This window comes from Cohnella pontilimi, assembly GCF_005049045.1.
Lineage (GTDB): Bacteria > Bacillota > Bacilli > Paenibacillales > Paenibacillaceae > Cohnella > Cohnella pontilimi.
Genome location: NZ_SUPK01000005.1, coordinates 18,788 through 33,659, shown reverse-complemented (window position 1 = coordinate 33,659; position 14,872 = coordinate 18,788). Strand labels below are relative to the sequence as shown.

At 53.2% G+C, this 14,872-nt stretch carries 17 protein-coding genes, 1 tRNA gene and 1 pseudogene; 3 read left to right on the top strand and 16 right to left on the bottom strand.

Going from position 1 to position 14,872, the window contains the following annotated elements; all coding sequences use genetic code 11:
* Positions 1-43 precede the first annotated feature (43 nt).
* The 4 genes from E5161_RS10935 to E5161_RS10920 all read right to left on the bottom strand — a co-directional run bounded on the left by E5161_RS10935 (position 44) and on the right by E5161_RS10920 (position 4,700).
* Positions 44-952 (bottom strand): DUF2232 domain-containing protein, encoded by a 909-nt coding sequence (locus tag E5161_RS10935; RefSeq protein WP_169306663.1) that lies wholly within the window; start codon positions 950-952, stop codon positions 44-46.
* Positions 953-1,128: 176 nt separating this feature from the next.
* Positions 1,129-3,081: an amidohydrolase family protein gene (locus tag E5161_RS10930; RefSeq protein ID WP_136777858.1), complete on the bottom strand. Its 1,953-nt coding sequence runs from the start codon at positions 3,079-3,081 to the stop codon at positions 1,129-1,131.
* Between the two features lie 61 nt (positions 3,082-3,142).
* On the bottom strand, positions 3,143-3,571 hold the full coding sequence (locus E5161_RS10925) for a CBS domain-containing protein (protein WP_136777857.1): 429 nt from the start codon (positions 3,569-3,571) through the stop codon (positions 3,143-3,145).
* Between the two features lie 109 nt (positions 3,572-3,680).
* Positions 3,681-4,700 carry an LCP family protein gene (locus tag E5161_RS10920; RefSeq protein WP_136777856.1) on the bottom strand — a complete coding sequence of 340 codons (1,020 nt, stop codon included), beginning with the start codon at positions 4,698-4,700 and terminating at the stop codon, positions 3,681-3,683.
* Between the two features lie 211 nt (positions 4,701-4,911).
* On the opposite strand from E5161_RS10920, the pseudogene E5161_RS10915 reads away from it, so the two are divergent.
* A pseudogene (locus E5161_RS10915) lies at positions 4,912-5,154 on the top strand (DUF805 domain-containing protein); the annotation flags it as partial.
* 13 nt (positions 5,155-5,167) lie between these two features.
* Here E5161_RS10915 and E5161_RS10910 read toward each other — a convergent pair.
* From E5161_RS10910 to rpsF, 4 genes are all read right to left on the bottom strand, one after another.
* Complete coding sequence (locus tag E5161_RS10910; RefSeq protein WP_136777854.1) at positions 5,168-6,451, bottom strand: bifunctional DedA family/phosphatase PAP2 family protein; 1,284 nt, start codon at positions 6,449-6,451, stop codon at positions 5,168-5,170.
* Positions 6,452-6,564: 113 nt separating this feature from the next.
* Positions 6,565-6,879 (bottom strand): 30S ribosomal protein S18, encoded by a 315-nt coding sequence (gene rpsR, locus E5161_RS10905; protein WP_136777853.1) that lies wholly within the window; start codon positions 6,877-6,879, stop codon positions 6,565-6,567.
* Between the two features lie 20 nt (positions 6,880-6,899).
* On the bottom strand, positions 6,900-7,379 hold the full coding sequence (gene ssb, locus E5161_RS10900; RefSeq protein WP_136777852.1) for a single-stranded DNA-binding protein: 480 nt from the start codon (positions 7,377-7,379) through the stop codon (positions 6,900-6,902).
* A 65-nt stretch (positions 7,380-7,444) separates the two neighbouring features.
* Entirely contained in the window at positions 7,445-7,741 is a 297-nt protein-coding gene (rpsF, locus tag E5161_RS10895) for a 30S ribosomal protein S6 (protein WP_136777851.1), read from the bottom strand.
* Positions 7,742-7,932: 191 nt separating this feature from the next.
* On the opposite strand from rpsF, the gene E5161_RS10890 reads away from it, so the two are divergent.
* Entirely contained in the window at positions 7,933-8,118 is a 186-nt protein-coding gene (locus E5161_RS10890; RefSeq protein ID WP_136777850.1) for a YjzC family protein, read from the top strand.
* Positions 8,119-8,536: 418 nt separating this feature from the next.
* Here E5161_RS10890 and E5161_RS10885 read toward each other — a convergent pair.
* From E5161_RS10885 to E5161_RS10875, 3 genes are all read right to left on the bottom strand, one after another.
* A tRNA-Ser gene (locus tag E5161_RS10885) sits at positions 8,537-8,627 on the bottom strand.
* 68 nt (positions 8,628-8,695) lie between these two features.
* Entirely contained in the window at positions 8,696-8,923 is a 228-nt protein-coding gene (locus E5161_RS10880; RefSeq protein ID WP_136777849.1) for a DUF951 domain-containing protein, read from the bottom strand.
* A 4-nt stretch (positions 8,924-8,927) separates the two neighbouring features.
* Positions 8,928-9,821 carry a mechanosensitive ion channel family protein gene (locus E5161_RS10875; RefSeq protein ID WP_136777848.1) on the bottom strand — a complete coding sequence of 298 codons (894 nt, stop codon included), beginning with the start codon at positions 9,819-9,821 and terminating at the stop codon, positions 8,928-8,930.
* Between the two features lie 104 nt (positions 9,822-9,925).
* Between E5161_RS10875 and yyaC the strand changes: the two genes are divergently transcribed.
* Positions 9,926-10,543: a spore protease YyaC gene (yyaC, locus tag E5161_RS10870; protein ID WP_136777847.1), complete on the top strand. Its 618-nt coding sequence runs from the start codon at positions 9,926-9,928 to the stop codon at positions 10,541-10,543.
* On the opposite strand, the gene E5161_RS10865 is transcribed toward yyaC, so the two are convergent.
* The 5 genes from E5161_RS10865 to noc all read right to left on the bottom strand — a co-directional run bounded on the left by E5161_RS10865 (position 10,518) and on the right by noc (position 14,774).
* Positions 10,518-11,015, bottom strand: a complete 498-nt coding sequence (locus E5161_RS10865) for a DUF4446 family protein (protein WP_136777846.1) — start codon at positions 11,013-11,015, stop codon at positions 10,518-10,520. The two genes, yyaC and E5161_RS10865, sit on opposite strands and share 26 nt — an antisense overlap.
* Positions 11,012-12,229, bottom strand: coding sequence for an aminotransferase class V-fold PLP-dependent enzyme (locus tag E5161_RS10860; protein ID WP_136777845.1), 1,218 nt, complete (start codon positions 12,227-12,229; stop codon positions 11,012-11,014). Before E5161_RS10860 ends, E5161_RS10865 begins: the two co-directional genes overlap by 4 nt.
* A gap of 94 nt (positions 12,230-12,323) precedes the next feature.
* Positions 12,324-13,172, bottom strand: coding sequence for a ParB/RepB/Spo0J family partition protein (locus tag E5161_RS10855; protein WP_136777844.1), 849 nt, complete (start codon positions 13,170-13,172; stop codon positions 12,324-12,326).
* Positions 13,153-13,926 carry a ParA family protein gene (locus tag E5161_RS10850; protein WP_136777843.1) on the bottom strand — a complete coding sequence of 258 codons (774 nt, stop codon included), beginning with the start codon at positions 13,924-13,926 and terminating at the stop codon, positions 13,153-13,155. Before E5161_RS10850 ends, E5161_RS10855 begins: the two co-directional genes overlap by 20 nt.
* Positions 13,927-13,958: 32 nt before the next feature.
* On the bottom strand, positions 13,959-14,774 hold the full coding sequence (gene noc, locus E5161_RS10845) for a nucleoid occlusion protein (protein ID WP_136777842.1): 816 nt from the start codon (positions 14,772-14,774) through the stop codon (positions 13,959-13,961).
* Between the last annotated feature and the right edge of the window lie 98 nt (positions 14,775-14,872).

Here is a 14,872-nt window from a genome sequence, read left to right as displayed (position 1 = left end):
GGATCCGTATCTTGACGGGTTGATCCCATCAAGCGGTCCGATTTTATTTCACAAAGTAACGACGCAGCGGGAAGGCTACGTCAAGCAATCCGACGATGTAAACCGGCACGTTCAAGCAAACCAAAGGCACCGCGATCAGAACCGGAACGACCTTCGGCCACCGTTTGGCGTCCGCCAGATAATACAAAAAGCCGATGGCTTGAACGGTGAAAACGAGAATGAGAAGCGGCAGCAAATTGGCGGATACGATCGTCCAATAGGCGCTGCCCTGCCGCGGTACTGTATAACTAAGCAGCAAAGCGATCAAAAAGTACCAGAACAAGCTTCGCGGCAATTTCCAATCTTTCGCCCGCGGCAATGCCGGCACTTCCACTCCCGAAATTCGCAGTGCGCGCCGCGCCAGTCCATGGTTGATAACCGCCAATAGAAATGAAAACAAAAGGACGAACAGCGGCAGCATTTGGATGAAGGCATCTGCCAGCGTATGAGCGGTTTGAGCGGCCCAGCCCGCGGGCAACATTCCGGCCTTTTCCACATCTCCAAGAGAGACCGCGAGCAATTTCGAGAGTTCTGCCGACAAATTCACACGGAACTCCATCGATATGATCACCAAATTTATAAGCATTTGCGCGAGAATGACGCCGAATCCGGCCAGCACCACCGTGCGGGCTTTACTCTTTTTCTTGTACATATGCCCCATGACTATCGTCGGTACAAGAAAGAAAAGGCCCACGACCAGTACAGTGAGTCCGTAGGATCCCAATAGAAGAAAGGCGGCCGCCCCGACGACTGCTGCATACGCCGCGAACACTGCAGGTCGCAGCAGGGTGTACAGTACGGTGAACGGTGCCATGATCATAAAGAAAGTCAATCCGCTTAGCGGGGTTGGAATGGTCAACAACAGCAGCAGTGCCGCCGCGCTCCAAGCCAGCGGCTTCCAGCCGATATTCAAACGGGTCACCTCTTACGGTAATGTTCCAGCTTGTCCGATTCTGCGAGCCTTCCCGGATCGGGCTGCACAGGTTCCGCTGTATGTAAGCGCATGGCGTAGTACGGATGGTTTCTAGAAAAGCTGCAATCTCCATTATACCATAGAAAAAGCCGCAAGAGTTACTTGCGGCTTTCCCCTTACTCGGGATCCAAAGCATATCCGACAGCGGCTTTCGTCAGCTTCCAGCCGAGCTGCTGCAAAGAAGTCAGCGGCACATAAGCCCGCTCTCCTACGGATAGCAGCTCCGTTTGTCCGCCGTCCCACTGCAGGCGGTAACCCCGCTCCAGCATCAGCTCTCCGACAGCGGGTTTCGGCACATTCACGTGAAGCGCGGGCACTCCCGGCTTCAGCTTGTATGTACGGGCAAGCTTGTCCCATTGGTAATCATAGCCGTGCCCTTTCATTGCCTCTAAATCGATGTACATCCGGCCCCGGTACTCAAGCAGCGGCGCAGACGCACCCTCCCAGTCCAGCGTCGCCTTGCTTTCCTTCACCCGAAGAAATTCGCTCTTGAGCGGCTTTCCCAGCCGAACGTTTTTGTGCAGCCCTTGGGAATCCAGCGCCACTTGCCCGCTCACCAGCACATATTGAATGCCGGCCGAGAACAGGTCCGGCTTCTCTACAGTTGACTCATCCCGAATTTTGTTATAGTCGAATATGACGATGTCGGCATCCATGCCCTTGGCGATGCGCCCCTTCTTTCGCAAAGCAGGCGCCTGTTTTTCCAGCCGTTGCGCGGGCATCAGCGACATTTTGTCAATCGCGTCCATCAGGGAAATGACCTTCTGTTCGCGGACATATAACCCGATCGTGCGGGCGAACGTGCCTGAAGCCCTAGGATGGTTGTTAAATCCCGGCTCCAGAATGGCATCGCTGCCGATCATCACAAAAGGGGCTTTCAGCGAATCCACCACGTCTTGCTTCGGAATGGCATAGGCCACGGCCAGCTTTCCTTGCTGCTGATAGATCTTGAATGTCTCTTCCGTCAGCCGTTCATTCGTTCCCGCGATTTGCAAATCTTCGTAGCCGATCCGAAAACGTTCCTGCCAACCGATATCGAACCGGGCGGAATTCAAATAGGTGCCCCAGTAATCATAAGGGTAAATGCAAGAGGTGATATCCAGGCCTTCCGCCCTGGCCTTCTCGAGCATGTCGAGCGATTGCTTCATCGAGAAGGTGCCGCCGGTGCTGTTGATATGATCCACGTGGACGGCAGCCCCCGAAGCCCGGGCATATCCGATCAGTTCATTCATCGTGTCGATGTTGGTTCCCGGCTCTTCCATATCCGAATATCGGCCGTGGAAGTATACCGGTACGTTATATTTATAGGCCAGTTTCATAAACGGCATAATCTCTCTGTCGTTTACACCGGGCACATACTCCAGGCTGAACGAGAGACCTAACGCTCCATTATTCAGCGCCTTCTCCGCTTGCGCGACCAGCTTCGCACTTTGTTCCGCGTTCGCCGTATCGTACCGGCTCAGCTTAAACTGATTGCGGGCCTGCGTGTAAAAAAAGGAGGCACCGAAGTTCACGGGCGGCTTGTTCCGCTCGTAATACGGATACCACTTCTCCGGAGAAGAGGTTCCGCCGTGCATCGCGATGTTGCTGGTGACGCCGTCCGCAATTTTATTCCAGACCCCCAGCGGGTTAGGATCGTACGACAGATTGTCGATAAAACCCGGTGCGACCACCAGGCCGGAAGCATCGATGACCCGTTTGCCTTTCAGCTCTTGGTCCGTGACCAAGACGATCGTTCCGCCTTGAACCGCGACATTCAATCCTTCCCGATCCAGCTTCGTCTCGGGGTTGATGACCCGGCCGCCTTTGATGACCAGGTCGTACGTCTTCTCCAATTCGGCAGCGGCCGGCTGCTCTAAAGACACGGTTTGCACAACGCCGGAAGGCTCCGCCGCCGGTGCCGGCCCCGTATTTGCGGCGTCCGGACGCGTCTTGGGAGGAGACGAAGCGGCCTTGTCCCCAAAGAGCGTGGAGCCCGCCCATATGCCCCCTGCGGTAAGCAAGACAAGAAACAGAATCAAAAACGAATACGTTTTGCGTTTGCTGAATCGTCTGCGATCGGTAGACATGCCGTTCCTCCAAGCACCCTTGGCGCTGATATGCTGGCTATGCTGTCATATAGACTTCACTTTACACATTCGATACATCCTTCTTCTCTTGCACGAGAAGCTTTTTGCAATAGTCGATAATTTCGCTGCGGCGTACGATGCCGATAAATCGGTTCATGTCATCCACTACCGGGACGAAGTTCTGCGTCTTCGCGAGCGAGATCAGATCTTCCATGTCGGAGTCGATCCGAACGGTACGGTTCTTGACGCGAAGCGGCACTTCCGATAATGAAACGCGGTGCAGCTGATCGAACGACAGCTCCGGGCGATTTTTCAAAAACCAGAGCAAATCGCCTTCCGTTACGGTTGCCCGGTACTCTCCCGTCTCGCTAAGCACGGGTACTGCCGTGTAACGGTGGTGTTCCATTCTTTCCAGCGCCTGACGGAACGTTGCACTTTCCGTGACGCATACGACATCCTGTTTCGGCAGCAGAAAAAAAGCGATGTTCATCTTTTCTCTCCTTACTGTGACGCCGAGAGCCGAAGCCACGCCGGCTCCGGCTCTCATTATATCACGTTGCCGCCGCCTCTCACCATGAGGCGACAGACCTTATGTTAAATTATGCCGGAATTTGCGGTTGGATCGCGGGACTTGTCTCCGACGGCACCGTCAGCTGAGCCTCGCCGGAGCTCGGATTCAGCCACGTGGTAATGGTGTCCCGTACGGCCTGCAAGTCGTTCTCGTCCGCAACGAAATACCAAAGGTTACTGGGACCCATCCGTTTTCCTACTCCCGATAGTGTGTAGCTTTTGATTCGATGATCGGCTTGTAAAAATTTTTTCGCCAAATCAGTCATCGACGAAGGGAGAATATCCGTCCGGAAGTTGTCTCCGATAATGCCCAGAATCTCGGGGATTTTGCTCCATTGCTGCATCGATGCCGTTTTGTGAATCAGCGCCTCCAGAAACACCCGGTTACGCTGCGCCCGTGAAACGTCGTCTCCCGCATCTTCGCGGTACCGCACGAAATTCAGCGCATCCTTGCCGTTATACAAACTCTGGTTGGCCTTAATCGTGAACTTCTCGTGATCCTTCCCTTTGTTCACGATGTCCTCCGTGATCGGCAACGGGATGCCGCCAAGCGTGTCCACAACTTGAACGAACCCTTGGAAATTGATCGATGCGTAGTGATCGACCTTGGCTTGCAGAAGCTTCTCCACGGTGCTCACCGTCATCTCGGGTCCGCCGAACACATAAGAATGGGTAATTTTATCGTACTTGTTCCGGCCTGCGATTTCAGCGTACGTATCACGAGGAATGGAGATCATAAGTACGTTCCCGTCCATCGGCCGGATGACCGAATAGATTAGCGTATCGGAACGTCCCGGCTCGTTGGCTCTGGAGTCTACGCCCATGAGCAGCACGCTGAACGGCTTCTCGATTTGTACAGCCTGCGATACGGGACGGTCTTGCAGCGGCCGGTAGGAGTCCGCGAGTTTTTTCTCCACCTGTTTGGAAAAAAACATATCGTAGCCCCAAGCCTCTAGCGCGCCGCGGTTGGCATAGCCGATCCCTGCGGCCAGCAAGAGGACCGCCAATGAAGCCAGCAGCCCGACTTTCCATTTCGAATATTTTTTCAAAGTATAACGCCTCTCCTTCGATGCCCTCCAGTCGCTGTGACTTCAAGTATACGATGTTTAGCTTAAAAAAGTTTTAAAATTTGAAATTGTTCACCTGATCTTATTACCAATCCAGGTCTGCTTCTTAAACACCCAGTAACAGGCAACCGATTTTTTTTAAAAATTTCCAGAATGGCTAAACAACTATCGAAAATGATGTAGATACCATAAGGGAGGAATGGCGTATGGAATGGTATTGTCGGGACTATATGCTTTAGCCATTTTGCTGCCGTCACTGGCGGTTTCCGTTCGCAGGCTGCACGATACCGGCAGAAGCGGTTGGTGGCTGCTGATCGGGTTGATTCCCTTGATCGGAGCGATTATTCTTCTTGTGTTTACTTGCCAAGACAGCCAACCGGGAGATAACCGATACGGTCCGAATCCGAGGTCCGGTGACAACGCAATGGCGACCTAAAAGGCCGCCATTTTCATTCCGTTGTGACATGGCGCGCCGCACGTAATACCTCCAACAAAATCACGTTCATGGTGAGCCATATTCCGCCGAAAACGTAACCGGCCGATACATCGCTTGGATATTCCACTCCTAAGTAAACCTGACTTATTCCTACAATGAGACAAACGGCGAATACGACGATGACAACCCCTGCACGTATCGGAAATTTTCCGCCGTGACGCAGCGCCAAATAGGCCGCAAAACCGTATATCGCGAACGAAAGCATCGCTTGCTCGCTGGGGAAAGTGAATACGGAAGATGAACCCGCCGGACCGGGCCGGTGAAACACGTATCGAAGAGCCTGGCTTAACCCTTCCCCTCCAACCGCAGCCCAAACGAAAATCGACCATTCCAACCGGCGGTCTTTCCCTTTGAATGCGATCCAGAGGCCAGTAAGCAAAAGGACCGGCACAATAATGGCATTTGACCCCAATAAGGCGGCTCTGTTCATTGACTCCGATTCGTTCGGCCCAATGATCTGATGAACAATATAGGCAGCCACCTCGTCGAACAAAACAAATTCATGAGCGAGAAAATCTTGAATCAAGCCGATGAGCAGGGATGCGAATATGACGAAGAACGCGAAGGCGATAAAGATGATAAACCTTACTCTTCTCATAGAATTGTATCTCAATAGGGCAATGTTCAGAGCTCGGACCATTAGAACGCGGAGCTTGTCTTTCTTTTTGCGGAAGACATAAACACAAAGATAAATGAGCGCCGAAAGCACCCCTATGATGATCATATAGCGGTTGACGGTGTGATGGTATTTCTCCCATTTCGGTCCCAATAGCCTGCCGAGTGAAATAAAGATACTCACCCAGATGACCGCTCCGGTGTAGGCATAGACCGCATATTTGCGGAACGGCAATCCGGTGACCCCGGAGAAAATGCCCGTAATATGACGCACACCCGGGATAAAGAAAGCAATGAGCAGCAGCTTGTTTCCATACCGCTGATACCAATGGGAAACGTTATCCAGCTTGTCCGGCCCAAAATGAATACGTGAACCGTATTTCTCAAAAAATGGCTGACCGAGTCGGTACCCGATCCAGTAAGAAACCGTCTTGCCGATGCAAGCCCCGGAACCAGCCGCCACAATGCTGAGCAGCCAGTTCAATTGGCCTTGATAAACGATGAGGCCGGCATACGTCATAATGAACTCTCCGGGAAGCGGCACCGCAATCAATTCCAGCATAAGGGCGAGAAAAAGAACTCCATATCCGTACTGCTCCAACATGTGGGTAAAGAAGCTCAAACAGTCCGCCCCTCTCATTCACTACATCGGCCAACGGCACTAACTTTTCCCTCGCATAAATAAAATACCCTCGAAAACAATAAAAAAGCACCCCGAAGGGTGCTTTTGCTCGATTACTCCGTGGTGTACGGCAGCAATGCCATTTGGCGCGAGCGTTTGATCGCGACTGTCAGCATACGCTGATATTTCGCTTTCGTTCCCGTTACGCGGCGAGGCAAAATTTTGCCGCGCTCGCTGATGAACTTGCGAAGCAGGTCGAGATCTTTGTAATCGATATGTTGAATCTTATTCACGGTGAAGTAGCACACTTTGCGGCGCTTGTTGCGGCCGCGGCGGAACTTGCGGGGTTCGCGTTGTTCGCCTCCCTCGCGAGGACCGCGTGGTCCGCGCTCTTCACGTGCTTGAGGTTGCGCTTGTTGTTCGCTCATGGATTATCCGTCCTTTCGTTTTAAAATGGCAAATCATCGTCCGAAATATCGATCGGTCGTCCGTCATCGGCGAAGGGATCTTGATTGTTTCCGCTGCTTTTCGAGCCGCTGTTTCGGCTTCCGCCACCGGCTCCGCCGGAATACTCGTCTCTTCCTTGACCGCCTCCGCCGCCTTCGCGGTTCGGCGACTCCAGGAAGCGTACGTTATCGGCAACCACTTCAGTCACATATACGCGGCGTCCTTCGTTGTTCTCGTAGTTGCGCACTTGCATGCGGCCCTCCACGGCGGCCAAACGGCCTTTGCGAAGATAATTGGCGCATGTCTCGGCCAACTGGCGCCACGTCACGATCGGAATGAAATCCGCTTCGCGCTCTCCCTGATCTCTGGAGAACGGGCGGTCCACTGCCAGCGTGAATTGTGCGACGGCCACGCCTGCGGGCGTGTAACGAAGTTCGGGATCTTTGGTTAAGCGTCCGATCAAAATAACCCGGTTCAACATGGAAACTTTCCCTCCCCGTGCATGACGGTTAAACGGCGTTTATTCGCTTGGCCCAACGTGCGGTATTACGCGTTGTTGGCAACAACGTCTTTGACGACGATGTGCCGGATTACTTCGTCCGTAATCTTCAACACGCGCTCAAGTTCCGCTACGACTGCAGCAGGAGACTTGAAATGAACCAGCACATACGTCCCATCGCGGTGCTTGTTGATCTCGTAAGCCAGGCGGCGTTTGCCCATAACTTCGTGCTTCGTGATCTCTCCGCCGTTCGCGATGATGCCTTGGAATTTCTCCGTTACCGCTTGAACGGTCTCGGCTTCCACGTCAGGACGGATGATGTACATCAACTCATAGTTGCGCATCTTCCGTTCACCTCCTTTTGGTCTTTGGCCCCCCGCTTGGGATACCGAAGAGCTTGTCTCCGGCCGAGGAGCAAGGATATGCGTATTCGCATACCTAAATAATTTAACACAACAGCCCGAATAGGTCAATGAAAAGTCGCTACACTACTGGGATAAGCCGGTTTCCTCAAACCTAAGGGGAGGTGAACATAATGGGTGAACAGACCGAATTCAATCCCGGCGACAAGGCGCCCAATGACGGAATGTATATCGAGATCGGCGAGAACGACTTTCATATGGGCATCAATAATCCGAAGCACGTCGCGCTCCGGGCGGGCCAGCGATTCCCGGAAACGTCCAATCATAACCGAAAGTGGAAGAGGTTTAAAGGGCATTAATATTCGCAGCGAAACCATGCATACTTTGACCGGACTGGGGCAAGTTATTATCGGCGACGGATGAGAGGTGTGTGGTTCCCTTGAACGAGCGGAAGCATCATCCTGAGGAAGCGTACCAATCGGAGTAGGTCAACGGGAGGGTTGTGCCAAAGACACTTGTCTGTAACACACAGGATTTATTCCGGAACTCCGAAACCGAAGCGCTGATTTGAGTCAGCGACGCTTGGCAACGATCTCGTAATCTCAATTCCCGTCGCCCGGAGGACCCTTCACAGGGTCCTTCGTGTATTCCCCCCCCAAAAGTGACGTGATGCTTCGATGCTTATTCCGATTTCTTTTGGGGGAGCCCCCGTAAAAGACCGAAGTTCGAAAATAAAAAAGCGGCTCATAAGAGCCGCTTGATCGCTGCTGTATGTAGTGGCGGAGAGGGTGGGATTCGAACCCACGCACGCCTCGCGACGCCTAGTTGATTTCGAGTCAACCCCCTTGGGCCTCTTGGGTACCTCTCCACAGCAAGAAGAATCATAACATAATTCCGGTACCCGCGCAACTGGAGGTTATTCCCGCAAACTGGATTTCATGCCTCCGGCGCGCCCTCCGTTTTCTGCTCTCCGGCGGTGGAACGAAGCACCTTTTTCAAGCTTTTCTCGAATTTGGCTCGAGGCAATAAAATGCTGTGTTTGCAAAATACACACTTGATCCGGATGTCCATCCCCATACGGATGATTTCCATCTCGTTGGTGCCGCACGGGTGCGGCTTCTTCATCTGCACGATATCGCCGAGCTGGAATTGTTTCGGTTCCATCCCTTTATCCCCCCGTTAGCGCCCTTTCTTCATTTTTGTAATATCTCGGGTTGCGCTCCGCCTCAAATGCTTTTTTGAGTTCCGCATTCAGATGCCTCGTGACCGAGGCTTGCGTATTCGGCCGGCATTCGGCGATAACGCGCAATACGATATCTGCGGCGCTGATCGTCTGAACACCCAGCAGATCGGCATGTCCGACCAGGTTCGGATCTTGGAACTTGTGCAGCACGCCGCGCACCGCTTCACTCACCGACTCCAAGTGATCGGTCGAAGCGATCGGAATATCGATAACGGCCAACGAATTATGGACCGAGAAATTCGTGACGTCGTTGATGGCTCCGTTCGGCAAAATGAATACTTCGCCCGTCCAGCTGCGTATCCTCGTTGCACGCAGACCGATAACCTCCACCGTACCTCGATAATTTCCGGTCTGAATAACGTCCCCTACGGAAAAATGATCTTCGAGAATGATGAAGAAGCCCGTAATGATATCCTTGACCAAGCTTTGCGCGCCGAAACCGATCGCCAGCCCGAGCACCCCTGCTCCCGCAATCAGCGGGGCGAGATTGATGTTGAACTCCCCGAGAATGAGCAAGATGACAATGAAGTTGATGACATATACCGCCGTGTTCTTGAGCAGTCTGCCGACCGTCTGCACGCGTCTCGAACGCAGCTTCAGTCGTGCGTGATCTTTATCGATAATGAGGCGGTCGATAATTCGGTTCACGATAGCCAGAACAATACGGCTCACGATGATGATCAACAAGACACGTCCCAGCACCATCGCGGTCGCCTTCCACATCGCCACATCGGTCAATGTATTCCGGATATTGTTTATAAATTGCTGCCACAAATTGTCCTCGGATGCGCCGGCTGCCATCCATAACCCATTTCGCATCGAAACAATCTCCTTTTCCTGTCACTGAGTTTTCCGCCCGAGTATAAAAGCACCATCCCGTCCATATACTAGTAACAGTGATGGGAGGAGGCTGAGCGGACGAAATGAACGGCGCGTGGGAGAAACGGCCTGGAGCGGCAGCGGAAGCTGCGGCGCTCTCTTTGAAAATTCCTTTTAACGAACCTACCGTCTTGCAGCGCTTATCTCAAAAGGTTGCGTACTTTTTGGAACCGTTGCCGCATGACCGCCGCATCGTCGTCGTTTGTGTCGGAACCGACCGGTCCACCGGCGATTCCCTCGGTCCGCTTGTCGGCACCGCGCTGTCGCGGGTGGAGAGCCCGCTGTTCGATCTATACGGAACGTTGGACGAACCTGTCCATGCCATGAATCTCGGCGACACGCTGCTCAAAATTATGCGGTCTTCCCGCCAGCCTTATGTGATTGCCGTAGATGCGTGCCTCGGACAGGTTTCCAGCGTCGGCTGCATTCAACTCGGTGTCGGGCCGGTACGTCCGGGAGCCGGCGTCAACAAGGAGCTTCCTCCTGTGGGTGACATCCATATGACCGGCATCGTCAATGTCGGCGGGTTCATGGAGTATTTTGTGCTTCAAAATACCCGGCTTAACCTGGTCATGAAGATGTCCGACATTATCGCGACAAGCTTGAAAACCGCCATTCACAACACCCGTGGAGCCGTTATTCCTTTGGCAATGCCTGACTGATCGCGATTTTTTCTTCCGGTGTCAAGGTGTAAGAGGACTGCCCTTTGTCCAGCGGTTTGGCATAAAGAAACGTCTGCTCTCTGCCGTAGATCCCGGTGATGACGACGCCATCCTGCTCGTCATTCACAATCGCGACGGAAAAGCTCAAATCGCTGCCCGTTTCGGCAAATGCGTTAAACCGGTGGACGCCGACCCTTCCTTTCATCGCGGTCAGGCGTCTTTCTTGCTGACTCAGCGTCGCTTCCTGTACCTGCTGCTTACGGTCCAACGAAATCAAATGCTCGTGTACGTGATGCAGCACATCCTCCAAGCCGTTGACGCCGGTATCGCCGATCATTTTTGCATGTGCCTTCTTTAGTTTGCGCACCCTTGATGCCACAGCCGCCACCCAGATCAACAACACGAGAAGCATCAGCCCCTCGAATACGGCGATGGCGCCTACCGCCAGCACTTGATCGTCCCAACCGTTCATGTTTGTTCTTCTCCCCCGTGTTTGCGCATGCAAGATGAAAATGATGAATGGAATGCCCGGTGAATTTCTCCCATCGCTTCGACCAACGATGCAATTTCCGATTCCGTGGTAAAATATCCGGGACTTGCGCGTACCGCACCGGTGTCCATAGTCCCGGCTGTAGCATGTCCAAGAGGTGTGCAATGGAATCCGGCGCGTACCGCAATGCCGAATTGCTGGTCGAGGATCACTGCCGTCTCCGTCGGATCGACTCCTTCTATATGAAATGAGACGATTGACGTTCGTTCTTCCCCCAGCTCTGGACCTAGTACACGCACGCCCGGGATGTTCAGCAAACCGCGCATGAGCTGCTGCGTAAGCTGCCATTCCCGTCGGTGAATCGCCTCCACCGTTTCCCTGAGAACGTACGCTGCACCTTCGGAGAGTCCGGCGATTCCGACCGTATTCGGCGTTCCCGCCTCATAGCGGTCCGGTCGCTGCAACGGTTGTTCCGGAGATTCGGAACGGTTCCCCGTTCCTCCTTGGATCAACGGCTCCAATTCAAGCTCCGGATGAATATATAATCCCCCGGTACCTTGAGGACCCAGAAGTCCTTTGTGGCCGGGAAATGCCAGCAGATCGGCTTTGATCCGTTCCACATCGACCGGCAACGTGCCGGCGGTTTGCGCCGCGTCTACGAGAAACGTTACGCCACGGCTTCGGGCTAACGCCCCCAATTCCTCTACCGGAACGATTGAGCCCAACAGATTGGAGCTGTGTGTGCTGGCTAACAAACGGGTTTTTGCCGTTATCGCCGCCTGCACACGGTTTACATCCAGCTTTCCGGATTCATCGGCCGGCACGTAAGTGACCTCAATGCCGATTTTACGACGCAACGCCTCAAGCGGCCTCCTCACGGAGTTGTGCTCCAGGGATGTCGCCACCACGTGATCGCCGGGTTTCAGCAGGCCTTGGATGGCGAGATTCAATGCGTGCGTGGCATTTAAGGTGAACGCGATATCATTCGGATTCGCAACTCCAAACAACCCCGCGATGCGTTTGCGGGCATCCAGCAGCACCTTGGCGGCCCGATCCGCCATCGCATGGTTTCCTCTTCCCGGATTCGCTGACGATTCCAACAAACATCGGTTCATCGCCTCGACAACCCCGGGCGGCTTCGGCCATGAAGTGGCCGCGTTATCCAAGTAAATTAGCGGCTTGTTCGACTCTTTCAATTCCTTCGTCACCGTCCTGACGCAAGGATAGCATACCTAAGTTTAATCCTTCATGGGAAAGATTACAACTTGGTATGCTATCGCAAATTCGCCGTCATGCCAGCGCTTTTAGCAATTCCAGCAGTCTTTCCAAATCCCCTTTGCCGAAGTACGAAAGCTCGATCCGGCCTTTGTCTTTGTTGGCTTTAATCTTCACGGTCGTCTTGAATTTCTCGCGAAGCGTTTCCTCGATTTCTTCCAAGAAAGGATCTCTCTTTTTCGTTTTGTTCTTTGTTTTCGGTTTCCCTTTGACCTCGGTGTTCTGAACCGCTTCCTCCAGCTCCCGAACGCTCCACTCGTTGGCCAAGGTCAGTTTCGCAAGCTCGCTGCGTTTGGCATCTTCTTTTATGCCTGCCAATGCACGGGCATGTCCCATAGACAATGTTCCACGTGAAACATGCTCTTTGATTTCGTCCGGCAGTGCCAGCAGCCGCAAGAAGTTCGCAATATGGGATCGTGACTTGCCGACCTTCAGCGACAGCTCCTCCTGCGTGAGCGCAAACTGATTCATAATCGATTGGTACGCGACAGCCACCTCGATCGCATTCAGATCTTCACGCTGTACGTTCTCGATCAAGGCAATCTCCATCACTTGCTCTTCGCTGTACGAACGGACGACGGCGGGAATCGTGGCGTTGCCGAGAAGCTGCGATGCCCGGAAGCGGCGCTCGCCGGCGATAATCTCATACCCTTTTAAAACCTGACGCACGATAATCGGCTGAATGACGCCATGCTCGCGGATCGACTCCGCCAATTCTTTGATCGCATCTTCCTGGAACGTCTTGCGTGGTTGGTAGGGGTTCGCGCGAAGCTGCGACAACGGAATTTCTACGATCTTGTCATCCTCTTTAATGGACAAGGACGTTATCAGCGCGTCCAGTCCTTTACCTAGCCGCTTGCTCATAGGTGATCACTTCCTTCGCCAGTTCAAGATAAACTTCGGCGCCCTTGGATTTCGGATCATACGTGATAATGGTTTGACCGTGGGAAGGCGCCTCGCTTAGCCGCACATTCCTCGGGATGATGGTTTGATACACCTTTTGCTGAAAGTATTTCTTCACTTCTTCAATGACTTGAATTCCGAGATTCGTTCGGGCGTCGAACATCGTCAGCAGTACGCCTTCAATTGCAAGCGAAGTGTTCAAATGCTTCTGCACGAGTCGAATGGAATTCAGCAGTTGGCTCAGCCCTTCCAAAGCGTAAAACTCGCATTGAATCGGGATCAGAACAGAGTCGGCAGCCGTCAAGGAATTGATGGTCAAAATACCGAGCGAAGGCGGGCAGTCGATGAGGATATAATCGTATTCCTTCTTCACCAAAGCCAATGCCTTTTTCAACCGCACTTCCCGAGACATTGTCGGCACAAGCTCGATCTCGGCACCCGCTAATTGGATGGTAGCCGGGATAATCTTCAAGTTCTCGATCGCCGTATCGGCAATCGCTTGTTTGGGCGACACTTCATTAATCAAGATGTCGTAAATGCAATAATTGACGTCCGCCTTGTTGATGCCTACGCCGCTCGTCGTGTTCCCTTGCGGATCGATGTCCACGATGAGCACTCTCCGTCCTAAGGTAGCGAGAGACGCGCCCAAATTGACGGCGGTGGTCGTTTTGCCGACACCGCCTTTTTGATTGGCAATGGCAATAATTTTGGACAACCTGGTTCACCTCAATGTAGATCGTGCATAAGTTAACGTTTTGGAATATGAATGACAATTTCGTAATGGTCGTCGCAATCTTTCTCACTGGCCTTAATCGGGATGCCGGAGCCCGTCACCATATCCACCGACTGCCGAATCGTGTTCAACGCCAATCGGACGTCTTTGGAGAAGGACACCCGGTTTTTCTTTTTCGGCTGTCCCGCCTGCAAATAAAAAGCGACCCGGGCTTCCGTCTGTTTGACGGTCAACTCTTTTTCGATGATTTCGCGAAGCAGCTTGTTTTGCATTTCTTCATCGGGAAGCGAGAGCAGCGCACGCGCATGACGCTCCGTCACTTTCCGCTCCAGAAGCGCATTTTTCACCTCTTCGCCGAGCTGCAGCAGCCGGATCTTGTTGGCGATCGTCGATTGACTTTTGCCGAGACGCTGGGCCAAGCTTTCCTGCGTCAGTTGATGCAGATCGATCAGCTTCTGATACGCGACCGCTTCCTCCAACGCCGTCAGTCCTTCACGCTGCAGATTCTCGATCAGGGCCATGGAGGCAGCCTGAGAATCATTGATCTCCCGAACGATCGCCGGAATCGTCTCCATGCCCAGCTTCGTAACCGCACGCCAACGCCTTTCGCCGGCGATGATTTCAAACTTGCCGTTTCGAACACGGACGACGATGGGTTGGATGACGCCATGCGTTTTGATCGTTTGGCACAGTTCGTCGATCCGTTCGTCATCGAATATCGACCTGGGTTGATAAGGACTCGGCACGATATCGTGAACCTGAATTTGTTTTACTTCTTCCTGACTGCCGCGGTCGGCCCAACCGAGCAAACGCGAGAACGGGTCTTTCATCTGATTCCATCACCACATTCGTTAGAATGAAACCATTGCTGGTTTGTTCCCCGTCGGATAGCGGCTTCCCATGCCCTATCGACAAAAAGCGCCGCCAT